Here is a 22,379-nt window from a genome sequence, read left to right on the forward strand (position 1 = left end):
CCTTGATCTAGTCAAAAGCGCATCATTTGTCTAATATATGGAACAGACGATTGTGATATGTTTTGGATATACCGATGGAACTGCGTCACCTCAGATATTTTCTGGCCGTCGCCGACGAGGGCAATTTTACACGGGCAGCGGCCAATCTCGGTATCGGTCAGCCGCCTTTGAGCCAGCAGATCCGCGATCTGGAAAACGAAATCGGTGTGGCGCTTTTTCACCGCGTTCCCCACGGGGCTGAGCTGACGGCGGCGGGCACGGCCTTTCTTGAGGAAGCGAAGGCTGCTGTCGCTGCCGCCGAAAAAGCCAAGCTTGCCGCGCAAAGTGCGGCGCGCGGCGAGACCGGGCGTCTGGCTTTGGGCTTCACCGCGTCGTCCGCCTTTAATCCGGTAGTCAGTGGCACGATCCGGCAGTTTCGCGCCCGCTGGCCGGAGGTGCGGCTGACGCTCACCGAGATGAATACCAGCCTCCTGATGGAAAGGCTTGTGCGCGGCGAGGTTGATGCCGCATTCATTCGGCCCGGTCTGGAAAACCCGAAGGATGTGCGGATGAAGCGCCTGGCCGATGAGCCGATGCTGATCGCCTTGCCGAGCCATCATCCGCTGGCGACCCATGAGATATTGCCGGTTTCGGCGCTGGCGAACGAAGCCTTTGTGATGTTTCCGCGCATTGTCGGCCTTAGTCTTTACGACGACGTGGTTGCGGCCTGCCGTGACGCTGGTTTTGAAATGATCGTCGCGCAGGAAGCGCCGCAAATGCCATCGGTCGTCAATCTGGTAGCCGCAGATCTGGGCGTTTCCATCGTACCGACCGCTATAGCACAGATCAGGCTTGCGGGCGTGACCTACCGACCGATTGAAGGCGAACCACTTTCCGCGCGTCTGGCGCTCGCCTCGATGAAGAGCAATCACTCCCCGTTGATCGACAATCTGATGAGCCTTTTGCCCAATCTGTGACGACCTTGGGCTATTAAGTTGACAAAATCGATCACAAATCGGTTGTTCGCGTCGATAAAGAGAAAATAGACGCCGCACTATTCAAAAACTTGCTAACAGGCGTTAGGGAAGGGCGCGTGTCCAAACCTCTTTAAACGCCGCCCCAAAAGTGTAAGCCGAGAATTTCGATGAACAGTTTGCTGAAGCGCTTTGCTGCTTATTATGAACCACACAAGGGCTTGTTTGCGCTTGATTTCTCAAGCGCCGTTCTTGCTGGTCTGCTGGAGCTGGCCTTTCCGGTTGCGGTGACGCTGTTCATCGATCGCCTGCTACCGACCAATCAGCTGGGGCTGATCGCGCTCGCCGTTGCCGGGCTGTTGCTGATCTATATTCTCAATGCCGGTTTACAGGTCGTCGTGACCTATTGGGGTCATATGCTCGGCATCAAGATCGAAACCGAGATGCGGCGCAAGGCCTTCGATCATCTGCAAAAGCTGTCGTTTCGTTTCTTCGACAATCAGAAGACCGGGCATCTGGTTGCCAAGCTGACCAAGGATCTGGAAGAGATCGGCGAAGTGGCCCATCACGGCCCCGAAGACCTGTTCATCGCCATCATGACGCTGATCGGCGCCTTTGTTCTGATGCTCTGGATTCATGTGCCGCTGGCGCTGATTACGGCGCTGGTTGTGCCGCTGACGGCGTTTGTGAGTATCCGCTATGGTAGCCGGATGACCTCGAACTGGCACGCGCTTTATGGCCGCGTTGGCGAGTTCAACGCGCGGATTGAGGAAAATGTCGGCGGCATTCGCGTCGTACAGGCCTTCACCAATGAGGACCACGAACGCAAGCTGTTTGCCGAGAGCAACCGCAACTATCTGACGACCAAATTGCGGGCCTACAAGATCATGGCGGCTTCCATGTCGCTGTCCTATCTTTCGATGCGCTTTGTCCAGATCATCGTCATGCTCGCAGGCGCATGGTTTGTCGTGCGCGGCCAGTTGACGGAAGGCGGTTTCGTCGGCTTCCTGCTGCTCATCGGTGTGTTCTTCCGACCCATTGAAAAGATCAATTCGATCATCGAAAGCTATCCGAAGGGCATTGCCGGGTTCCAGCGCTATTCGGCCTTTCTCGATACGGAGCCGGATATTGCCGACAGGCCGGACGCCATGTCCGTGCAGCGGTTGCATGGCGGCATTGAGTATAAAGACGTCAGCTTCGGTTACCGGTCGGAAAAGCCGCTGCTGGCCCATCTGACCCTGTCGATCCGGGCGGGCGAAACGGTGGCCTTCGTCGGTTCATCCGGCGCAGGCAAGACGACGATCTGCTCGCTTCTGCCGCGCTTTTATGAAGTGACCGACGGCGCGATCAGCATCGATGGCACCGATATTCGCGACATGACGCTGAAATCGCTGCGGTCCAATATCGGCATTGTCAGCCAGGATGTGTTCCTGTTTGCCGGAACGATCCGCGACAATATCGCTTATGGCAGGCTGGAGGCTTCGGAGGAAGAAATCCTCGAAGCGGCGCGGCGCGCCCGTCTCGACGGCGTGATTGCCGCCTTGCCCGCCGGGCTAGACACGGTTGTGGGCGAACGCGGCGTCAAGCTTTCGGGCGGCCAGAAACAGCGTCTGGCGATTGCGCGCATCTTTCTGAAAAACCCGCCGATCCTGATCCTCGATGAAGCGACTTCGGCATTGGATACCGAAACCGAACGGGCGATCCAGCAGTCGCTTGCCGATCTTTCGGAAGGCCGCACCACGCTGGTCATCGCGCACCGGCTTGCAACCATCGTCAATGCGGATCGCATTGTCGTGGTGGAGGAAGGCCGCATCATCGAGCAGGGTATTCATGACGAGCTGGTGACCCGCTCGGGCGGGCGCTATCAGCAGCTTCATGCGGCGCAGGTCAACTGATCATTAGGCGGCGAATTATTCCGCTGCCTGTTTAACGCAACTGCGATTTTATCAAAATATCCTGTTCCAGCAGGCCCATTTCGGCGGCATAATCGTTCATCGTATCGGCAGGGAGACCGACATGGATGTAACGATTATAACGGGCGCGTCGGACGGTATCGGTGCTGAAACCGCGCGCCAGATAGCGCAACGTGATCGCGCCGGGGCCGCTCTTGTGCTGGCGGCGCGCAATGTCGAAAAGCTCGAAAAACTTGCAACCGAATTGCGGCAGCAGGGCAGCACCGTGCTTGTGGTGCCGACCGATGTTACCGACCGCGATGCCTGCATTGCGCTGATCGAAAAGACGGCATCGGCTTTTGGCCGGATCGACACGCTGATCGTCAATGCGGGTATGTCGGCCCATGCCAATTTCGCGGAAATCAAGCCGGAAGATCTGCAATGGATGCATGATCTGATGGAGCTGAACTATTTTGGCAGCGTCTGGCCGATCCATGCGGCGCTGCCTCATCTGGCAATGACCAGAGGGCGCATTGCGGTGGTCTCTTCCGTCGCGGGATTGATCGGTGTGCCGGGACGCTCGGCCTATAGCGGCACAAAATTCGCGCTGTCCGGTTTTTGTGAAGCGCTCCGCTCGGAACTGGAGCCAAGCGGCATTTCCGTGACGATTGTTTATCCCGGCGTCGTGAAAACCGATATTCGCAAGGTCGGCTATGGCGCCAGCGGCGAGGCGCTTGGAACCAGTGGCGTGCGCGAAGACGACATGATGTCGGTGGAAGAAGCGGTGCGTCTGATGCTGAATGGTTTGCGGATGCGCAAACGCGAGGTGTTGATGACCCGGCAGATGCGTCTGGGGCGCTGGCTGAAGCTGATCGCGCCGCGCGTGGTGGACCGCATGGCGCTCAAAGCGCTGAAGCCCGAATTTCGCCCGAAGCCGATCAAACCCGCGCAATAAAAGCTGGCTATTCCGGTTGCGGATTGACCATTTCATCTGTCTGTACTGAATATACCGGCTTCGAATCTGGCCGGAAGGAAGCATCTTGCGATGTTTTCCTGCGGCAGCAGATGCATGCTGACAGGTGAACTATGCCAACCGACGACCGTAAGAAAAGCCGGGTTACGCTTCTTGACGTGGCGCGCCATGCGAATGTTTCGCGGGCCACGGCATCGCTTGTCATCCGCAAGAGCCCGCTTGTCGGCGCGGCAACGCGGGAGAAGGTCGAGAGGGCGCTGCAAGAACTCGGCTACGTCTATAATATGGGCGCGGCGAGCTTGCGCGCCGACCGGTCCAACACAGTCGGCGTGATCGTTCCGACACTGGGCAATCCGTTTTATGGCGAGCTTCTGGCGGGCATCGACCGCGTGGTGGGCGAGGCCGGTATGGTCGTTCTTTTGGCCAACAGTCATGAAAATTTCGCCAATCAGAACACGCTGATGCAGCGCATGCGCGAGCATGGCGTCGATGGCGTGATCGTGTCGCTGACGGCTGGAACCGAACCCGGCTTCATCGAGCAGATTGTCGATTGGGGCCTGCCAGCCGTTCAGGTGCTGCGCCACGTAACCGACCGGATTGACTATGCCGGGGTCGATTATGCAGGCGGCATGCGGCAGGCGGTCAATCACCTGTCCGGGTTGGGGCACAAGACCATCGCCTTTGCGGTGCACGGGCCGGTGCATTCCGCCTATCGCGAACGCGTCGAGGGTTTTCGCGAGGCCATGCTGGAAAAGGGGCTGGACCCGGAACTGATCGTGCATCTGCCCAGCACGATGCCGGAAATTGCCCGGGCCGCGCCGCTGCTGTTTCAGCAGGAACCGGAACCAACGGCGGCGATCTGCTTTAACGATGTGATAGCGCTCGGTCTCTCCGCCGGGCTTTATGATTGCGGGCGGAAAATCGGCGAGGATTTTTCGTTGATCGGCTTTGACGATGTCAGCAATGCCGAGGCGACACGCCCGCGCCTGAGTTCAGTCGCGACGCGTCCGGTTACGGTTGGCGAAAACGCGGCCAGAATGCTGCTTTCACGGCTTGCCGAACCGGAAAAACCGGCAGAGCGGATCGTCAGCGAGACCTATTTGCAGGTTCGCCAGTCCTGTGGACGCCCCGTGGGCTGACGGTAAATTTGATCGTCTCATCCGAATTAATGATTGACGAGACGGGTTAAACGAATTTAGATCGATCTAAATTTGGTTGGTCTGGAGGAAGACCAGTCAATTCGCCGACCGGGAGGTTCCAGCATTGTACAATTTCAATTTCGCGCCCGTGTTCGCGTCGATGGACAAGCTGCTTCTCGGCGCCTGGCAAACGATTGAGCTTTCCGTCGCCGCGATGGTGCTCGGGCTGGTCGTTTCCATTGTGTGCGCCTGGGGCAAGACATCCGGCTCGAAGCCGGTGCGCTTCGTCATCGACGCCTATATCGAGATCATTCGCAACACGCCGTTTCTGGTGCAGATTTTCTTCATCTTCTTCGGTCTGCCTTCGGCGGGCTTGCGCCTGTCGCCCAACAGTGCGGCGCTTTTGGCGCTGGTGGTGAATTTCGGCGCCTATGGCACGGAAATCATCCGCGCAGGCATCGAGTCCATCCATAAGGGGCAGGTGGAGGCGGGCACCGCGCTCGGCCTCTCGCGCCTGCAAGTCTTCCGTTACATCATCATGAAACCGGCGCTGCGTACGGTCTATCCATCGCTGACCAGCCAGTTCATCTATCTGATGCTGACGTCGAGCGTCGTGTCGGTGATTTCGGCCAATGAACTCGCCGCCGCCGGTAACGATCTCCAGTCTGCGACCTTCGCCAGCTTCGAGGTCTATATCGTCATCACGCTCATGTATCTCGTCATGTCCATCGGTTTTTCGGCGGTGTTTTCGCTGATCGAGAAACTGGCGTTCAAATATCCCCTGAGCCGATAGGAGCAAGGCCATGATCAGACCTTTCGGCTGGAACGAATTTCTCATTATCGTCTATGCGGCACAGTGGACCATCGCGCTCTCGGCCATCGCCTTTGTGGGCGGCGGCATTGGCGGCATGATCGTGGCGCTGATGCGTGTTTCGGATAATCGTGTGCTGCGCTATATCGCGCTTGGCTTCATCCGGCTGTTTCAGGGCACGCCGCTTCTGATGCAGCTTTTTCTGGTGTTCTTCGGCCTCAATATTTTCGGCCTTGGCATCAATCCATGGATTGCAGCGGCCATCGCCTTGACCCTGCATGCCAGCGCTTTCCTCGGCGAAATCTGGCGCGGTTGTATCGACGCGGTGCCGCCCGGCCAGCGGGAAGCGGCAACGGCGCTCGGCCTGCGCTACTACAACCGCATGCGCTATATCATTCTGCCGCAAGCTGCACGCATTTCGGTTGCGCCAACGGTGGGCTTCCTTGTGCAGCTGATCAAGGGCACCTCGCTTGCCGCCATTATCGGCTTTACCGAACTGACGCGTCAGGGCCAGATCATCAACAATGCAACCTTCAGCCCTTTCATGGTCTTTGGCACGGTGGCGGTTGTCTATTTCATTCTGTGCTGGCCGCTTTCGATACTAGCCCGCAACATGGAAACCAAATTTTCTCGCGCAACCGCTCGGTAATCGGGGGCTTTTGTCGAGATAAGAGCACATCCCGAAAAGTGTGAAACGGTTTTCGGATAAGATGTACGTCAAAAAGGGATTAGAGCGCGCTCTAATCTGCCGGCGAGGAGTCCGGTCTAACAATAGGGAAGGGAAAAACATGAATATCACCAGACGTATAGCGATGACACTGATCGGCGCGGGCGCGCTTGCCACTGCCTTTGCGCCAGCCGCATTCGCGCAGACCGTCGAAGGCATCAAGTCGGCGGGCACGATCAAGATCGGCATGCTGGTCGATTTTCCGCCATTCGGCATCATGAACACCAGCAACGAGCCGGACGGCTACGATGCCGATGTGGCCAAGTTGCTCGCTGCCGAGCTGGGTGTAAAGGCGCAGATCGTGCCGGTCACCGGCCCGAACCGCATTCCATATTTGCAGAGCGGACAGGTTGACGTGCTGGTGGCTTCGCTGGGCATCACCGAAGAACGCGCCAAGAGCGTCGATTTCTCCCAGCCTTATGCCGGTATTTCCATCGGCGTTTTCGGGCCGAAGGATGCCGCAGTCGCCAAGCCGGAGGACCTGTCAGGCAAGACCATCGGCGTGGCGCGTGCCTCGACGCAGGATACCGCAGTAACCAAGGTTGCGCCGAAAGATGCCAATATCCGCCGCTTCGATGACGATGCCAGCGCCGTGCAGGCTCTCCTGTCGGGTCAGGTCGATTTGATCGGTCTTTCCAATGTCGTTGCCGCCGAAATCGAAAAGGCAGCACCGGGCCGTTACGATCAGAAAATCCAGCTCAGCCAGCAGGTGCAGGGCATCGCGGTGCGCAAGGGTTCGACTGAAATGCTCGAATTCGTCAACAAGTTCATCGAGAAGGTGAAGGGCGACGGCGAGTTGAACAAGATCCATGAAAAATGGCTCGGTTCTCCGTTGCCGGATTTCGTTTCCAAGGCGAAGTAATTTTTGACCGGCGCCATGCCCTGCATTGGCCGGGCATGGCCGCAAACGCCGCATCAGGCGATCACGTTCAGCAAAGCGAGTTCTCGACATGACTAAGACGGCTCAGAACACGGCTCACGGGGCATCGCAGGACTCCGGTACTGCGGTGCTGATGGAAGGCGTCAACAAATGGTATGGCACCTATCACGCGCTGCGAAATATCAATCTGACTGTGGCGCGCGGCGAACGCATCGTCATTTGCGGCCCGTCCGGCTCGGGCAAGTCGACGCTGATCCGCTGCATCAACCAGCTTGAAACCATTCAGGAAGGGCGCATTGTTGTCGACGGCTTCGACCTCACGGCGGGCGGCAAGAATGTCGATATCATCCGGCAGGAAACCGGCATGGTGTTCCAGCAGTTCAATCTTTTCCCGCATATGACCGTTCTGGAAAACTGCACGCTGGCACCGATGAAGGTGCGCGGCGTCGCCAAAGCGGAAGCCGAAAAGACGGCGCGCAAGTTTCTGGAGCGCGTGCGCATTCCCGAACAGGCGGACAAATATCCTGCCCAACTTTCCGGCGGTCAGCAGCAGCGCGTGGCGATTGCACGCGCATTGTGCATGAATCCGAAGATCATGCTTTTCGATGAGCCGACTTCGGCGCTCGATCCGGAAATGGTCAAGGAAGTTCTGGACACCATGATCGATCTCGCCAGAGAGGGCATGACCATGCTCTGCGTCACCCACGAAATGGGCTTTGCGCGACAGGTTGCCGACCGGGTGATCTTCATGGATCAGGGTCAGATTCTCGAAATGGCGGAGCCGGAGGAATTCTTCGGCAATCCGAAGCATGAGCGGACAAGAGCTTTTATCGGCCAGATTTCCTGACCGCCCGAAATGATATGTTCTGACGCATGGCGCGAAAGCTATTTCCCACCTTTCGCGCTGTGTTCCCCCCAATCTGGAACTGGAGTTTGACGTGACGAACGAAATTCTGCTCGTGGAGCCGATGATGCCTGCAATCGAGGAACGCCTCGATGCGGCTTACAAGGTTCACCGGCTTTACCAGGCGGACGAAAAAGCGGCGCTCGCTGAGGCTTTGGGTTCGATCCGCGCGGTAGTGACCGGCGGTGGCTCGGGCCTGTCGAATGAATGGATCGAGCGTCTGCCGTCGCTTGGCCTGATTGCCATCAACGGTGTCGGGACGGATAAGGTCGATCTGCCCTTTGCGCGTGGCCGCAATGTGCATGTGAGCACGACCCCGGGCGTATTGACCGACGACGTTGCCGATACCGGTATTGCTCTGATGCTGGCGGTCCTGCGCCATGTAGCGCTTGGCGATAGATTTGTTCGCGAAGGCAAATGGGCTGAACGTCAGGCCTTCCCGCTGGGCACCAGCCCCAAGGGCAAGCGCATCGGCGTTCTCGGCCTTGGCCAGATCGGCAAGTCGCTGGCAAAGCGCGCCGAGGCTTTCGGCATGGAGGTGCATTACTGGAACCGCTCGCCGGTGACGGGTGCGAACTGGATTGCCCATGCATCGCCGGTGGAACTGGCTGAACACAGCGATGTTCTGGCGGTTTGCGTGGCGGCCAATGCCTCCACGGCCAATATCGTCAATAAGGATGTGCTGGCGGCGCTTGGCAACAAGGGCTACCTGATCAATGTCGCGCGCGGCACGGTCATCGATGAGGACGCGCTTCTGGCCGCACTCAAGGATGGCGTCATTGCCGGTGCCGGTCTTGATGTCTTCGTCAACGAGCCGACAATCCGCGAAGAGTTCTTCACTGCTCCCAACACCGTTTTGATGCCGCATCAGGGCAGTGCAACTGTCGAAACGCGCATCGGCATGGGTGAGCTGGTGCTTGCCAATTTGCAGGCCTATTTCGCAGGCGATGTTCCGCCCACCAAGGTAAATTGAGTTTTCCGATGATTGTCAGACAGGCTTTCTTCGAAGGCGCTATTCATGCCGGGCGCGAGGATGCGTTCAAGGCTTATGTCGCGAAAACCCTGATGCCGATGTGGCTTCAGTTTCCTGGCATCCGCGATGTGCGCGTGCTTTACGCCGTGGAACGGGACGAAGGCGCGCCATCCTACCCGATGGTGCTATGGACGGTGTATGACAGCCGGGAAGCATTGGCGGAAGCGCTTGCTTCACCCATCCGCTATGAAAGCCGGGAGGCCACCAAGGGCCTTTTGGCCATGTTCGACGGCCATATCCACCACCATGTTTTCGACCTCGCTCTGGTGGGCGAGGTGACGGGTTAAACGCACTTCGGCCAGCGCTGGATGCGCTGGCCGAGTGAGTCTCTCTTAGCTTTTTGTTATTTGTCCAAGCGGTAAAATTTGCAGTTTCGCCCCGATATTCGAGTATATGAGGATGTGATCACATAGATGTGATCACATAGACGATAGCGGGCTGGATTTGGCCATTTTCCGGCATTTGGCGGGCAGTTTCTTTACCGGAGGCGCGGCTTTGCGGCCCTGAATTCCCTCATGTTTTGCACAGCTAGGGTACAAGTTATTTGAACTGTTCTAGTCTGGTGTGTATCGAACGCTATGTTTTTCTTAATCGCGCCATGCGGTTTCATTTCAGAAAAGCATCCCTCCGTCTTACCCACCTAACTGGCAGGAAACGACAATGACTGACCTCCCCGGATATCCGAGTCGTCGCAGTTTTCTGAAAGCCTCCGCAGCAAGCGTCATGCTTTCAGGACTGGCTGTCTCAGCCCAGGCTGAACCGAAGACGCCCCCGGTTCCGCTCGAAGACCATGAACGCCAATATTTTAACGATCTCGAATGGGCATTTATCCTTGCCGCGACGGCGAGGCTGATCCCGTCGGATGGCGATGGCCCCGGTGCCCTTGAAACCCGCGTCCCTGTCTTCATCGATCTCCAGCTTGCCGGAGATTATGGCCGTGCCGATGACTGGTACATGGTTGGTCCGCACGATCCGTCGGCTGATCCGACCCGCGGCTGGCAGACCCCGCTCAACCCGGCGCAGATTTACCGTCAGGGCATCCCGGCCTTCAATGGCTGGTGCGAGCAGAAATATAGCGCCGCTTTTACCGCTTTGACCCCTGAACAGCAGGATGAAGCGCTGACCGCTCTTCAAAAGGGCGAGGTTGGTTTGCAGCCGGAACTGCGCGAGTTCTTCGCGCTGCTGCTCCAGAACACCAAGGAAGGCTATTTCGCCGACCCGATGTATGGCGGCAATCACGGCATGCAGGCCTGGACCTATATCGGCTTCCCCGGTGCGCGCGGCAGCTACAAGGAATGGGTTGAGCGCTACAATGTGGCCTACCCGCTGGGTCCGGTTTCGATCAAGGGCGAAAGGGCTTAACCATGGCACGTCAGGAAAAGAAGAAAGACGTGGTCATTGTCGGCCTCGGCTGGACCGGCTCCATTCTGGCAATGGAACTGGCGCAGGAAGGCCTTGACATCGTCGCGCTGGAACGTGGCCACGATCAGAATACCGTGCCAGATTTCAAATATCCGAACATGATCGACGAACTGAAATACGGCGTGCGTCTGAAGATGATGCAGCGCGCCAGCCAGCAGACCGTCACCGTGCGCCGCCATGCGGATGAAAACGCGCTGCCTTACCGCAGCTTCGGTTCGTTTCTGCCGGGCAACGGCGTGGGTGGTGCGGGCACGCACTGGAACGGCCTTAACTGGCGTCCGCAGGCCGAAGAACTTAGACTGCGTTCTCACGTGCGCGAGCATTGGGGCGAGCAGATCATCCCGGAAGACATGCTTCTGGGCGATTATCCTGTCACTTATGACGAGATGGAACCCTTCTTCGACCGCTTCGAGCGCGTCGCCGGTATTTCCGGCAAGGCCGGTAACATCAAGGGCAAGATCGTTGAGGGCGGCAACCCGTTTGAGGGCTGGCGTTCGAACGAATACCCAATGCCCCCGATGAAGACGACCTGGGACGGTCGCAAATTTGCCGATGCGGCAAAAGCCGCCGGTTACCACCCGTTCCCATCGCCGGGGGGCATTGCTTCGACGGCCTATGTCAATGAATATGGCATGCAGATGGGACCGTGCAATCATTGCGGTTTCTGCGAGCGCTATGGCTGCTATCAATATTCGAAGTCGTCGCCGCAAACGACGATCCTCGATGCGCTGAAGCGGATGCCAAACTTCTCCTATCGCACGGAATCGGAAGTGTTGCGCGTTGAAATGGCCCCGGATGGCAAGACCGCAACCGGCGTAACCTATTTCGACGACAAGACGCAGGAAGAAGTCTTCCAGCCTGCCGATCTCGTCATTTTGTCGTCGTTCCAGCTGAACAATGTGCATCTGGCGCTGCTGTCGGGCATCGGACAGCCTTACGATCCGGCAACGGGCGAAGGCGTGACGGGCCGTAACTACGCCTATCAGCTGACCGGCGGCGTGACGCTGTTCTTCAAGGATGAGGAATTCAATCCGTTCATCGGTACTGGCGCTAACGGCATGTGTATCGATGATTTCGGCATCAACCAGATCGATTTCGGTCGTGAGGGCTTCATCGGCGGTGCCTATTGGCGCACGGGCCAGACCAACGGCCAGCCGATCCGCAGCATGACGCTGCCCTCCGGCACGCCTGGCTGGGGCGCTGGCTGGAAGAAGGCGATTGCCGAATGGTATGGCCATTCGATGAACATCGGAACGCATGGTTCCGTCATGTCCTACAAGACCAACCATCTCGATCTTGACCCGACCTACAAGGACCCGCACGGTCGTCCGCTGATGCGCATGACCTTCAACTGGAATCCGAATGATATCCGGATGACCCAGTTCATGAAGACCAAGGCGGAAGCGCTGGCCAAGACCATGAATCCGGACCTGATACAGTCCTCCTTCAAGAAGGAAGGTGCGCAGTTCGATGTTCGTCCCTATCAGACGACGCATACGACCGGTGGGCACATCATGTCGGAAAATGCACGTGAGGGCGTCGTCAATCGCTTCTCGCAGGCATGGGACAAGCACAATGTGTTCATGCTTGGCGCGGGTAACTTCGTGCAGAACACCCAGTACAACCCGACCGGCTTGCTCGGCGGCCTTGCTTACTGGACCGCACATGCGATCCGCACGCAGTATCTTTCCAATCCGCGTCCGCTGGTTTGAGGAGAACGGTGATGAAAACTTTTCTTCGCATAATCGGTGTTCTCGTCGTTCTCGGCATCGTCGCGCTCCTGGCATTCCTGTTCGTTCCCGTGCAGCTTACCAAGCCGACGAAGGAACTGGCCGCTGACTGGAAACCGGCCAAGGGTCAGGGCGAATATGTCATGTATGCGTCCGACTGCATGGCCTGCCATACGGCCGATGGCGGCAAGCCGTTTGCCGGTGGTCGCGCCATTGCAAGCCCGATGGGCACTATCTGGACGACCAATATTACGCCGGACAAGGAAAGCGGTATCGGAAACTGGACGCTCGATCAGTTCCGCGCCGCGCTCTATGACGGTATTCGTGCCGATGGCGCGCATCTTTACCCGGCCATGCCTTACGAAAACTATCGCAAGCTGACCGAAGAAGATGTTCGTGCGCTCTACGATTACTTCATGCACGATGTGCAGCCGGTGAAGAACGACGTCCAGCAGACCGAACTGGGCTTCCCGTTCAATATGCGCTTCGGCATCCGCGCCTGGAACTGGCTCGCGCTGACGCACAAGGCTGGCTTCACGCCCGCAGGCAAGAACGAGGTGCAGGAGCGCGGCCAGTATCTGGTCGAAGGTTCGGCGCATTGTGCGGCCTGCCACAGCCCACGCAACAGCTTCATGGCGCAGGATGGTGTCAGTGCGGGCGACAAGAATTTCCTGTCGGGCGGTGTCATCGACGGTTGGAACGCGCCTGCGCTGCGCGGCCCGCAATCGGCTCCACAGAAATGGTCGGTCGAGGAAATGGCCACCTATCTCGCAACGGGTCGCAATTCCTATTCGACCGCAAACGGCGAAATGGGTCTGGTGGTCGAGCATTCACTCCAGCACCTGACGGATGCCGACAATCTCGCGATTGCTGCTTTCCTCAAGGGTGTCGATGGGGCGACTGTCGAGGTTCCGCAGAGCTTCGCGGCCAAGGTTTCCACGGCGCTTCCGGCAGCACCTGCCGATGCCGCTGGCGAAGCAACCGCGAAGATGCTGACGGAAGCCTCTCCGGACATGCCGGTGGGTGCGCGTCTTTATCTCGACAATTGCGCTGCCTGCCACTTCGTGACCGGCAAGGGTGCGCCGGGAATTTTCCCGGAACTGGCTGACAATGATCTGGTGACAGGTTCGGAAGTGAAGCCGCTGATCTCGGTCATCCTGCACGGTGCCGAAGTGCCTTCGACGGCAAAGCGTCCGATGCGTCTTGTGATGCAGGGCTATGCCGATCGCCTGACGGATCAGGAAGTGGCGGACCTCGCCTCCTTCGTTCGCTCCGCATGGGGCAACAAGGCGGGCGCGGTTTCGGCTGGTGATGTGGCTGCGGTTCGCAAGAGCGAAGCAGCAGCGCACTGATCTGTCGCAGAATTTGCAGAAGAATAGGCGGCGGCGCGAAAGCTCCGCCGCCCTATTTCTTTCGGGCTGGCTTTGCGCTGTTGAGCGTGATGGCGGCGCGAACGAGCGCGGTGAGCGCATCGGCGTCGATTTCTTCGCCTTCACGAATATCGATGGCCCGGCGCACATTGCCCTCGAGACTGGAATTGAACAGACCGCTTGGATCGTCCAGCGATGCACCTTTGGCGAAAGTCAGTTTGACGACCTGCTTATAAGTCTCGCCCGTGCAGATAATGCCATCGCGCTCCCATACGGGTACGCCGCGCCATTTCCATGTTTCAATGATTGCCGGATCGGCTTTGGTGATGATGGCGCGAACTTTGGCCAGCGTTTCGCCTCTCCAGTCGGCAAGCTCCGCGACGCGCTTATCGATCAGGCGCGAAGCGGAGATGTTTTCATCAGCTGTCGGCGTTTTGTTCATTTTCGGTCCTCCTCCATTCCACCCGCGAGGATGTTAGAACACGGGAAGCCGAAAAATGAAACGGCTTTGCATTAGGCGCCCCTTATGCTTCAGCGCCAGAATTTCTTGGCGTCGAGAACATTGTCGAGCGCCGTCTGCGCCTTTTCGATCAGCTGTTTTTTATCGGCATGGAAGATCAGCTTCTGAGCCTCCGGCGTTTCTTCAATGCCATATTGTTTCAGCACATCGTGGCCGATGGCCAGATCGTTGAGCGCACCCAGCCGGTCTTGCAGCGCTTCCATTGCCTTGTTGAAATTCTTGTACCGGCGCAGCCCCCGCTTGTCGGCAAAGAGTGGTGCGAAGAATTCTGCCGCATAACGCAATTTCTTCGCGTCTTTTCGAGCCTCATGCCGGTGTTCATCGTCGATTTCAGCAAGGTCGCGACCGTGCTTCTTGAGCTTCTTGCGCATCCGGTCGAGCGCTTTTGCGGCAAAATCTTCGACGGGCTTTCCACCGTCGGGATGTTTGGCATAGTCACCGCAGAGCAACCATTCGTTGAAGTCGAGCATCAGCGCTCGGCTGCGATCCGACGCAAGTGCTTCGACGATTTTGGCATAGCTGCCCTTGCGGGCGGTCTCCAGTTTTTCCCACAGTTCTCCATCGGCGGCCTTCAGCAGAAGCACATCCAGATTGCGGGCATCGCCGAGTGTGTTGGCCAGCCAGCGGAATTCGTCCGAAAATCGCTTTGCATTTTCATCCAGCAGGGGTTTGAAAAGTGACAGCGCCGAGCGCAGCCGCCGGATGGCAACGCGCGCCTGATGCAGGCTGCCCGCATGTCCCTTTTGCAGCAGCAAGGTCTCGTTCAGGCGAAACTGCCGAAAGCAGGAAAGCGCAATCATGCGGAAACCTTCATCCGCAGTCAGGCGCGGCTCCAGACCGATTGCTTCGGCCTTGGCGGCATTGCGCATGGCCGACAATAAACGGTAGCCGCGTTCCGATTTGGATTGAACGCCAATCTTCACCGGAACGATTGCGTTGACCTTGCGGGCGAGGGCGAAAAGCTGGCGTGGATCGCCGCCTTTCAATTCCAGTTCGATCTCGTGAAAGGGCGCCTGCCTGTCACCCGCCATGACGATTCCGGCATCGGCAGCCACTTCGATCCTGGAGGTGCCTTCAGTCAGGTTCCAGATGCGGCGGTTGGTGACAACTTCAAACTGCACGACAAGATCGCGTTCGATCGGGCCGAAGCGGTTGAGAAGTGGGCTGTTATAGTCGAACACGGGCGTGTTTGTTCGCGCCGGGGTTTCCCATTCGGAACGGGCGAAAAGCGAGGCGTTGGAGCCGGTCGCCTTTACGGTCTGGATGGTTTTCTCGCCGGAGCGGCGGATGCGCAAGGTGAAACCATTATCGAAAAGCCGGCGATCGCCAGTGTCGAAATAAACCGAGTGCAATTCCCGCGTGGCGGCAGGCTGCCCCAAAAAGCTGGAGAGAGCGATCTTTTCGAGATCGGCAGGGGAAATTTCGAGCTTCAGTTCGATTTCGGTCAATGGCGAACTCCTTATAGCCAGCCCCGACGACGCCTGTTCCGACTAACTAATAGAAACTTCTGTCAGTCTCATGACGAAGATTATGCCAGATTCACTTGAACCTCGCCTATGATGTTCTGTGTATTGGCTCTATCAGCTGTTTTCAGGAACCCGCGTGGCGGAATCTCTTAAGATCAGTTCAACCGGCCAGAGTTCGTGGATATCGGTCGCGGCGCGACCGTCGAGAATGTCCATCAGAAGGTCGGCGCAGCGTTTGCCCGCCGCCCGCATGGATGAGCGCGTGGCCGCCAGCGACGGCACCATATTTTCGGCACTGAGGAAGGAGATGACATCGTCATGGGCGATGACTGAGATATCCTTGCCGATGGTCAGCCCGAACGAGCGCGCCGCGCGATAGATGCCAAGCGCCGTCATCATCGATCCGGCAACAAAGGCGGTCGGGCGCGGGTTGCGCTCCAAGAGCTTGAGTGCAAGGCGATAGCCGATTTCGTCGGTAAAATCGCCATGCTCCACCAGATCGGGATCGAAGGGAACGCCTCTGCTTTCCAGCGCCTTGCGATAGCCTTCGTCGCGGTGGAGCGAAAATGTGAAGCCATAGCGCCCGTTGATCATCGCGACACGGCGATGCCCAAGATCCAGCAGATGCGCCGTCGAGCGACAGACCGCGCCTTCATTGTCGATATCCAGCCAGGCATGCGGAATGTCGGTTTCCGAACGTCCATGCACCAGAAACGGCATGCCGAGTTCATGCAGCAGCCGAATCCGCTCATCATTCGGCTTCGGTGAGGTCACGATGATTGCATCGACCCGGCGACTTGTCGCGAGGCGGCGGCAAATCTGAACTTCATCATCCGTACCATTGTGGGAAATTGGGCTGACGAGAATATCCACCTCATCCTGACTGAGCCGCTCGGCCATGCCGCGCATGAATTCTGCAAAATGAAATTCGCTGTTGCGCCCCATCACGACGCCGATGGCTCCGGCACGCCCGGTTGCAAGCCTGACCGCATTTTCATTGGGGCGATAACCGAGACGAACGGCTTCATCCATCACCCGCTTGCGCGTGCTCTCGGCGACTTCAGGATAGCCGCTTAATGCACGACTGACGGTCGTGGCTGAAAGCCCCAGTTGTTTGGCAAATTCACGAAGTTTCATTTGGCATGTCGAGTTGAGAGGCGGGCAAGGCGGCGGGATTATAGCCGCTTCCTTGCGATTAACAATCGGCGTGCCCGTCGCAGAGCGACGTGGCTGATTATCATTGTGCTATAAATCCAAACCGCTTTCAAGTTCGTTTCAAAAAGAAGCATCAAACCGCGTTCGCGTCAGGCGCGCAAGGCCATCGTCCGACGAACGTGTCTTTCTCAAGATATTGAAAGATATAGAGATATATGAAGAGGTCCAAACCCTGTTCATTTTGCGAGAATCTGTTGCTTGACAGAAATGCGGTCCTCTGCAACTTTTTGCTATCCAAACCGTTTTCGATTTTGAACAACCGCTTACAGAATGGATGGGAGGAGGGAACAATGAAATCAATAAAGGGAATGCTCGCGGCCTGCGTGGCTTTGGGCCTTGCGACAGTCAGCGCACAGGCGGTGGAAATTTCGCTCGCTGCCAATTCGACGGGCAACAACATCAAGTTCTTGCAGGACCAGATCGTCAAATTCGAGAAGGATACCGGCAACAAGGTCAATATCGTTTCGATGCCGCCGTCATCGAGCGAGCAGTTCAGCCAGTATCGCCTGTGGCTGGCGGCAGGCAATGCAGATATCGACGTCTATCAGACCGATGTGGTCTGGGCACCGCAATTGTCCGACCAGTTTGTTGACCTCACCGAGGCAACGAAGGATGTTACTGCTGCGCATTTCCCATCGATCATTGCATCGCAGACCGTCAATGGGAAGCTGGTCGCGCTGCCGTTTTATACGGATGCGCCCGCCTTGTTCTACCGCAAGGATCTTCTCGAAAAATACGGCAAGACGGTTCCCAAAACCTGGGATGAAATGACGGCGACCGCCAAGGAAATCATGGATAAGGAGCGGGCCGACGGCAAGTCCGATCTCTGGGGGTTTGTCTTTCAGGGCAATGCCTATGAAGGGCTGACCTGCAACGCGCTTGAATGGATCAAGTCGTCGGGCGGTGGCCAGATCGTCGAGGCCGACGGCACGATTTCGATTAATAATGAGAAGGCCGCCGCAGCCATCGACCGCGCCAAGGGCTGGATCGGATCGATCTCGCCGCAAGGCGCGCTGGCCTATCAGGAAGAGGAATCGCGCGGTGTCTGGCAGACCGGCAATGCGGTCTTCATGCGCAACTGGCCCTATGCCTATGCGCTGGGCAACAGCGCCGATAGCGGCGTGAAGGGCAAGTTCGACGTTGCTCCACTGCCTGCTGGCGCCGATGGAGATGCTCCATTCTCCACACTTGGCGGCTGGAATCTTGCAGTGTCCAAATATTCGACCAAGCAGGAAGCAGCCATCGCTCTGGTGAAATATCTGGCCTCGCCGGAAGTGCAGAAGGTGCAGGCGGTCGAGATTTCGCGCCTGCCGACCATCGAAGCGCTTTACGACGACAAGGATGTCATTGCGGCGCAGCCTTTCATGGCCAATTGGAAGCCGATTTTCCAGAATGCCGTGCCGCGTCCGTCGGCTGCGACGAAGGTGAAGTATAATGAAGTGTCGTCAAAATTCTGGACGGCGGTTCACAAGACACTCTCCGGCAACGGAACGGCTGCGGAGAATCTCGAAATGCTTGAGGTCGAGCTGACCGAGCTGGAAGGTTCCGGCTGGTAAGGACCGATCAAGCCGCGTTCGGGTTGTCCTCCCAAGCCCCGCCCATCCCCTAGGTGGGCGACCCGAACGCTCATATTCCTCTGGGCAGGACCAAGAGCTGGATCATGACAGAGACTTCTTTCGATCGTGCGGAGGCCGCGCCGTCAAAGCTGCGCGTGCATTCCGATCTGCGCAGCCAGCGCATCCGGTCTGCATGGGTGTTTCTCGCCCCGACATTGTTCGTGCTGGCGCTGGTGGCCGGTTGGCCACTGCTTAGAACCATTTATTTCAGCTTCACCAATGCCTCGCTGACCAGCCTTGGCACAGCAGAGTTTGTCGGCTTCAATAATTATCTGTCCTGGGTGACGCTCAAGAGCGGCCGTACCATCTATCGTGGACTTTTGGCCGACCCGGCATGGTGGGGCGCGGTCTGGAACACGGTAAAATTCACGCTGCTTTCGGTCAGTCTGGAAACGGTGTTCGGACTGATCGTGGCGCTGGTGCTCAACGCCAATTTTCCGGGGCGCGGTCTGGTGCGCGCGGCGATCCTGATCCCGTGGGCGATCCCCACAATCGTCTCGGCCAAGATCTGGCACTGGATGCTCAACGACCAGTTCGGCATTCTCAATCACATCCTGCTCAATCTCGGGCTTATCAGCCAGAAAATCGCCTGGACCGCCAATCCGGACACAGCAATGATCGCGGTTTTGATTGTCGATGTCTGGAAAACGACGCCCTTCATGGCGCTGCTTATTCTGGCCGGTTTGCAGATGGTGCCGACGGATATTTATGAAGCGGCCAGGATCGATGGCGTGCATCCGCTGAAAGTGTTCTGGCGCGTGACGCTGCCGCTGATCCGCCCGGCGCTGATGGTGGCGATCATCTTCCGCATGCTGGATGCGCTGCGCATATTCGATCTTATCTATGTGCTGACGCCCAACAATGCGCAGACAAAAACCATGTCGGTCTTTGCGCGTGAAAATCTGTTCGATTTCGACAAGTTTGCCTATGGCGCGGCGGCATCGACAATGCTGTTCCTCATCATCGCTGCCATCACCTTGCTCTACATGTTCTTCGGGCGTGTGAACATCACCAGCAGGGGAGACTAGAAGATGCGGTGCATAAAGTTAGCTGGCTTCTATCTTCTTGTGGCGATCATTATTCTGGTTGCAGTGTTCCCGTTCTATTATGCAATTATCACCAGTGTGAAATCGGGAACGGCGCTATTTCAGGTCGATTACTGGCCGACCAATTTCTCGATTGAAAACTATACCAGCGTGCTGACGCAGGGCAGCTTTCTGCGCAGTCTCGGCAATTCGCTGCTGGTGGCAACAGTTGTGGTGGCGATCTCGCTTCTGTTGGCGATAACGGCGGCCTATGCGCTGGCGCGGGTTCGCTTCAGGGGCAGGGGGCTGCTGCTGCTCACCATTCTTTCGGTGTCGATGTTCCCCCAGATCGCCGTGCTGGCCGGTCTGTTCGAGCTGATCCGTTTCTTGGGCATTTTCAACACGCCGCTGGCGCTGATCTTCTCCTACATGATCTTCACTTTGCCTTTCACGGTGTGGGTGCTCACCACCTTCATGCGCGATCTGCCGGTGGAGATCGAGGAAGCCGCCATCGTCGACGGCGCGTCGCCTTGGGTCATCATAACGCGGGTGTTCATGCCGTTGATGTGGCCCGCCTTGGTGACGACAGGTCTGCTTGCCTTCATCTCTGCATGGAACGAGTTCCTGTTCGCGCTCACCTTCACCTCGTCCGGCGGTCAGCGCACCGTGCCAGTGGCTATCGCACTGTTGTCCGGCAGCAGCCAGTTCGAAATCCCCTGGGGCAATATCATGGCGGCTTCGGTCATCGTCACGGTTCCCCTCGTCATCCTCGTGCTCATCTTCCAGCGGCGGATTGTCTCCGGTCTGACGGCGGGTGGCGTAAAGGGCTAGGAGTATAGTCATGGCAGAACTTCAATTGCGCGATGTGCGCAAGTCTTTCGGCAACTTCGATGTCATCAAGGGCGTGGATATGGATATCCGCCCCGGTGAGTTCATGGTCTTTGTCGGTCCATCGGGTTGCGGAAAATCCACCTTGCTGCGTTTGATTGCCGGGCTGGAGGAGATCACGTCCGGCAGTCTTGCCATTGACGGAACCGTGGTCAACAGTTTCACCCCGTCGAAGCGCGGTATTGCCATGGTGTTCCAGTCCTATGCGCTTTATCCGCATATGACGGTCTATGAAAACATGGCCTTCGGCATGCAGCTTGCAGGCAAAAGCAAGGACGAATGCAAGAGCCGCATTCATAAAGCTGCGGAGATGCTGCAACTGACGCCCTATCTGGAGCGTCTGCCGCGCCAGCTTTCCGGCGGCCAGCGCCAGCGCGTGGCCATCGGCCGGGCCATCGTGCGCGATCCCAAGGTTTTCCTGTTCGACGAACCCTTGTCCAACCTCGATGCGGCGCTACGTGTGGCTACAAGGCTTGAGATCGCCAAGCTCCACCAGAGCATGGAAGACACCACCATGATCTATGTGACGCATGATCAGGTGGAGGCGATGACACTGGCCGACCGCATCTGCGTGCTGCGCGATGGACGTGTGGAGCAGGTGGGTACGCCGCTTGAGCTTTACGAAAAGCCGAACTCGCTTTTCGTCGCCGGGTTCATCGGATCGCCGAAGATGAATTTCCTGACCGGCCAACATGCCGAGCCTTTCGGTGCTCATACGGTGGGTTTGCGTTCGGAGCATCTCGCCGTTGTGTCCGAGGGCGGCCACTGGACCGGTCAGGTGATCCACACCGAAATCCTCGGTTCCGACACCTATGTCTATATCGATCTTGGCCTGGAGGAACCGCTGGTGGTCCGTGAAAGCGGTGTCGCGGTGCGCAAATCCGGCGAGACGCTCTCGGTTTCCCCCGCAGGAGACAATATTCATCGCTTCGATGAAAAGGGCCGCGCCGTTTGACGCCGACCTCCCAAGCTCAATGAGATGAAACAACCGGGCCGTGATGCCCGCAGCAAGGAGAATATCCGTGCCTATTCGCACAATCGTCTGGGGTGAAAACATCCACGAGCAGATCAACGAAACGGTGCGTTCGGTCTATCCGAACGGCATGCACAACACGATTGCCGATGCGTTGAATACCGACAGCGCCATTCAAGCGACGACCGCCACCTTGCAGGAGCCGGATCATGGCTTGCCGGAAGCGCGTCTGGTCGAGACCGATGTACTGGTCTGGTGGGGGCACAAGGATCACGGTGCCGTCAGCGATGAGGTGGTGGAGCGCGTGGCCAGGCGCGTCTTCGAAGGTATGGGGCTGATCGTGCTCCATTCCGGCCATTTCTCCAAAATCTTCAAGCGGGTCATGGGCACGCCCTGCGCGCTGAAATGGCGTGAGGCGGGCGAGCGCGAGCGCGTCTGGGTTGTCAATCGCGGCCATCCAATCGCGCAGGGACTGGATGAGAATTTCGTGCTCGAGAACGAAGAAATGTATGGCGAACAGTTCTCCGTGCCGGAGCCGCTGGAAACGGTGTTCATTTCGTGGTTCGCGGGCGGCGAAGTGTTTCGCTCCGGCATGACATGGCGGCGCGGCGCGGGCAATGTGTTCTATTTCCGCCCCGGACATGAAACCTACCCGACCTATCACGATGCCAATGTGCAAACCGTTCTGCGCAATTCGGTCAAATGGGCGTACAATCCGCAACCGGCATGGACGGGCATCCACGCCGCGCCGAATGTTCCGGTCGAAAAAGCGCTGGAGCCGATTGTCGAGCGTGGACCCAAGCTGCACAAGGCCGGTGAAGCCGGCTATCGCTGAGGTGCAA

General features: G+C 57.8%; 21 protein-coding genes. 18 read left to right on the plus strand and 3 right to left on the minus strand.

The features are described from left to right. Nucleotides 1-74 precede the first annotated feature (74 nt). From HWD97_RS02305 to HWD97_RS02365, 13 genes are all read left to right on the plus strand, one after another. Nucleotides 75-956, plus strand: coding sequence for a LysR family transcriptional regulator (locus tag HWD97_RS02305; RefSeq protein WP_109366894.1), 882 nt, complete (start codon nucleotides 75-77; stop codon nucleotides 954-956). Between the two features lie 167 nt (nucleotides 957-1,123). Further along, a complete protein-coding gene (locus HWD97_RS02310; protein WP_371834631.1) occupies nucleotides 1,124-2,848 on the plus strand; it encodes an ABC transporter ATP-binding protein in 1,725 nt (574 codons plus the stop codon). 121 nt (nucleotides 2,849-2,969) lie between these two features. Beyond that, the gene (locus tag HWD97_RS02315; RefSeq protein ID WP_121538450.1) at nucleotides 2,970-3,800 is read left to right on the plus strand and encodes an SDR family oxidoreductase; all 831 of its coding nucleotides are present in this window, start codon (nucleotides 2,970-2,972) and stop codon (nucleotides 3,798-3,800) included. 131 nt (nucleotides 3,801-3,931) lie between these two features. Beyond that, the gene (locus HWD97_RS02320; RefSeq protein ID WP_121538452.1) at nucleotides 3,932-4,957 is read left to right on the plus strand and encodes a LacI family DNA-binding transcriptional regulator; all 1,026 of its coding nucleotides are present in this window, start codon (nucleotides 3,932-3,934) and stop codon (nucleotides 4,955-4,957) included. Between the two features lie 124 nt (nucleotides 4,958-5,081). Beyond that, nucleotides 5,082-5,750 carry an amino acid ABC transporter permease gene (locus HWD97_RS02325; protein WP_109366898.1) on the plus strand — a complete coding sequence of 223 codons (669 nt, stop codon included), beginning with the start codon at nucleotides 5,082-5,084 and terminating at the stop codon, nucleotides 5,748-5,750. Nucleotides 5,751-5,760: 10 nt separating this feature from the next. After that, entirely contained in the window at nucleotides 5,761-6,417 is a 657-nt protein-coding gene (locus HWD97_RS02330) for an amino acid ABC transporter permease (protein ID WP_109366899.1), read from the plus strand. Nucleotides 6,418-6,556: 139 nt separating this feature from the next. Further along, nucleotides 6,557-7,357 (plus strand): transporter substrate-binding domain-containing protein, encoded by an 801-nt coding sequence (locus HWD97_RS02335; RefSeq protein ID WP_371834632.1) that lies wholly within the window; start codon nucleotides 6,557-6,559, stop codon nucleotides 7,355-7,357. Between the two features lie 88 nt (nucleotides 7,358-7,445). Next, nucleotides 7,446-8,222: an amino acid ABC transporter ATP-binding protein gene (locus tag HWD97_RS02340; protein WP_109366901.1), complete on the plus strand. Its 777-nt coding sequence runs from the start codon at nucleotides 7,446-7,448 to the stop codon at nucleotides 8,220-8,222. A gap of 79 nt (nucleotides 8,223-8,301) precedes the next feature. Continuing rightward, a complete protein-coding gene (locus tag HWD97_RS02345) occupies nucleotides 8,302-9,252 on the plus strand; it encodes a 2-hydroxyacid dehydrogenase (protein ID WP_109366902.1) in 951 nt (316 codons plus the stop codon). Between the two features lie 8 nt (nucleotides 9,253-9,260). After that, nucleotides 9,261-9,599, plus strand: coding sequence for a hypothetical protein (locus HWD97_RS02350; protein WP_109366903.1), 339 nt, complete (start codon nucleotides 9,261-9,263; stop codon nucleotides 9,597-9,599). A gap of 373 nt (nucleotides 9,600-9,972) precedes the next feature. Further along, nucleotides 9,973-10,674, plus strand: a complete 702-nt coding sequence (locus HWD97_RS02355; protein ID WP_109366904.1) for a gluconate 2-dehydrogenase subunit 3 family protein — start codon at nucleotides 9,973-9,975, stop codon at nucleotides 10,672-10,674. 2 nt (nucleotides 10,675-10,676) lie between these two features. Further along, nucleotides 10,677-12,446, plus strand: coding sequence for a GMC family oxidoreductase (locus tag HWD97_RS02360; RefSeq protein WP_109366905.1), 1,770 nt, complete (start codon nucleotides 10,677-10,679; stop codon nucleotides 12,444-12,446). Between the two features lie 11 nt (nucleotides 12,447-12,457). Further along, a complete protein-coding gene (locus HWD97_RS02365; protein WP_121538454.1) occupies nucleotides 12,458-13,816 on the plus strand; it encodes a cytochrome c in 1,359 nt (452 codons plus the stop codon). A gap of 52 nt (nucleotides 13,817-13,868) precedes the next feature. On the opposite strand, the gene HWD97_RS02370 is transcribed toward HWD97_RS02365, so the two are convergent. From HWD97_RS02370 to HWD97_RS02380, 3 genes are all read right to left on the minus strand, one after another. Next, on the minus strand, nucleotides 13,869-14,276 hold the full coding sequence (locus HWD97_RS02370; protein WP_109366907.1) for a DUF1801 domain-containing protein: 408 nt from the start codon (nucleotides 14,274-14,276) through the stop codon (nucleotides 13,869-13,871). Between the two features lie 89 nt (nucleotides 14,277-14,365). After that, a complete protein-coding gene (locus HWD97_RS02375; protein WP_235858970.1) occupies nucleotides 14,366-15,802 on the minus strand; it encodes a CYTH and CHAD domain-containing protein in 1,437 nt (478 codons plus the stop codon). Nucleotides 15,803-15,934: 132 nt separating this feature from the next. Next, a complete protein-coding gene (locus tag HWD97_RS02380) occupies nucleotides 15,935-16,957 on the minus strand; it encodes a substrate-binding domain-containing protein (protein ID WP_109366909.1) in 1,023 nt (340 codons plus the stop codon). Between the two features lie 368 nt (nucleotides 16,958-17,325). On the opposite strand from HWD97_RS02380, the gene HWD97_RS02385 reads away from it, so the two are divergent. From HWD97_RS02385 to HWD97_RS02405, 5 genes are all read left to right on the plus strand, one after another. Beyond that, a complete protein-coding gene (locus HWD97_RS02385) occupies nucleotides 17,326-18,591 on the plus strand; it encodes an ABC transporter substrate-binding protein (protein WP_121538456.1) in 1,266 nt (421 codons plus the stop codon). A gap of 104 nt (nucleotides 18,592-18,695) precedes the next feature. Then, nucleotides 18,696-19,679 (plus strand): carbohydrate ABC transporter permease, encoded by a 984-nt coding sequence (locus HWD97_RS02390; RefSeq protein ID WP_121538458.1) that lies wholly within the window; start codon nucleotides 18,696-18,698, stop codon nucleotides 19,677-19,679. 3 nt (nucleotides 19,680-19,682) lie between these two features. Beyond that, nucleotides 19,683-20,507 (plus strand): carbohydrate ABC transporter permease, encoded by an 825-nt coding sequence (locus HWD97_RS02395; RefSeq protein WP_124915320.1) that lies wholly within the window; start codon nucleotides 19,683-19,685, stop codon nucleotides 20,505-20,507. A 10-nt stretch (nucleotides 20,508-20,517) separates the two neighbouring features. Continuing rightward, a complete protein-coding gene (locus HWD97_RS02400) occupies nucleotides 20,518-21,519 on the plus strand; it encodes an ABC transporter ATP-binding protein (RefSeq protein WP_109366912.1) in 1,002 nt (333 codons plus the stop codon). Nucleotides 21,520-21,586: 67 nt separating this feature from the next. Next, the gene (locus HWD97_RS02405) at nucleotides 21,587-22,372 is read left to right on the plus strand and encodes a ThuA domain-containing protein (RefSeq protein ID WP_109366913.1); all 786 of its coding nucleotides are present in this window, start codon (nucleotides 21,587-21,589) and stop codon (nucleotides 22,370-22,372) included. Nucleotides 22,373-22,379 lie beyond the last annotated feature (7 nt).

It is taken from the genome of Ochrobactrum sp. C6C9, assembly GCF_022627935.1.
Taxonomy (GTDB): domain Bacteria; phylum Pseudomonadota; class Alphaproteobacteria; order Rhizobiales; family Rhizobiaceae; genus Brucella; species Brucella teleogrylli.

Excerpts from the sequence above, each read along its gene's own strand:
- HWD97_RS02305 (WP_109366894.1), top strand. The coding sequence starts at position 75 with ATGGAACTGCGTCACCTCAGATATTTTCTGGCCGTCGCCGACGAGGGC.
- HWD97_RS02310 (WP_371834631.1), top strand. The coding sequence starts at position 1,124 with ATGAACAGTTTGCTGAAGCGCTTTGCTGCTTATTATGAACCACACAAG.
- HWD97_RS02315 (WP_121538450.1), top strand. The coding sequence starts at position 2,970 with ATGGATGTAACGATTATAACGGGCGCGTCGGACGGTATCGGTGCTGAA.
- HWD97_RS02320 (WP_121538452.1), top strand. The coding sequence starts at position 3,932 with ATGCCAACCGACGACCGTAAGAAAAGCCGGGTTACGCTTCTTGACGTG.
- HWD97_RS02330 (WP_109366899.1), top strand. The coding sequence starts at position 5,761 with ATGATCAGACCTTTCGGCTGGAACGAATTTCTCATTATCGTCTATGCG.
- HWD97_RS02335 (WP_371834632.1), top strand. The coding sequence starts at position 6,557 with ATGAATATCACCAGACGTATAGCGATGACACTGATCGGCGCGGGCGCG.
- HWD97_RS02340 (WP_109366901.1), top strand. The coding sequence starts at position 7,446 with ATGACTAAGACGGCTCAGAACACGGCTCACGGGGCATCGCAGGACTCC.
- HWD97_RS02350 (WP_109366903.1), top strand. The coding sequence starts at position 9,261 with ATGATTGTCAGACAGGCTTTCTTCGAAGGCGCTATTCATGCCGGGCGC.
- HWD97_RS02355 (WP_109366904.1), top strand. The coding sequence starts at position 9,973 with ATGACTGACCTCCCCGGATATCCGAGTCGTCGCAGTTTTCTGAAAGCC.
- HWD97_RS02360 (WP_109366905.1), top strand. The coding sequence starts at position 10,677 with ATGGCACGTCAGGAAAAGAAGAAAGACGTGGTCATTGTCGGCCTCGGC.
- HWD97_RS02365 (WP_121538454.1), top strand. The coding sequence starts at position 12,458 with ATGAAAACTTTTCTTCGCATAATCGGTGTTCTCGTCGTTCTCGGCATC.
- HWD97_RS02370 (WP_109366907.1), bottom strand. The coding sequence starts at position 14,276 with ATGAACAAAACGCCGACAGCTGATGAAAACATCTCCGCTTCGCGCCTG.
- HWD97_RS02380 (WP_109366909.1), bottom strand. The coding sequence starts at position 16,957 with ATGAAACTTCGTGAATTTGCCAAACAACTGGGGCTTTCAGCCACGACC.
- HWD97_RS02385 (WP_121538456.1), top strand. The coding sequence starts at position 17,326 with ATGAAATCAATAAAGGGAATGCTCGCGGCCTGCGTGGCTTTGGGCCTT.
- HWD97_RS02390 (WP_121538458.1), top strand. The coding sequence starts at position 18,696 with ATGACAGAGACTTCTTTCGATCGTGCGGAGGCCGCGCCGTCAAAGCTG.
- HWD97_RS02395 (WP_124915320.1), top strand. The coding sequence starts at position 19,683 with ATGCGGTGCATAAAGTTAGCTGGCTTCTATCTTCTTGTGGCGATCATT.
- HWD97_RS02400 (WP_109366912.1), top strand. The coding sequence starts at position 20,518 with ATGGCAGAACTTCAATTGCGCGATGTGCGCAAGTCTTTCGGCAACTTC.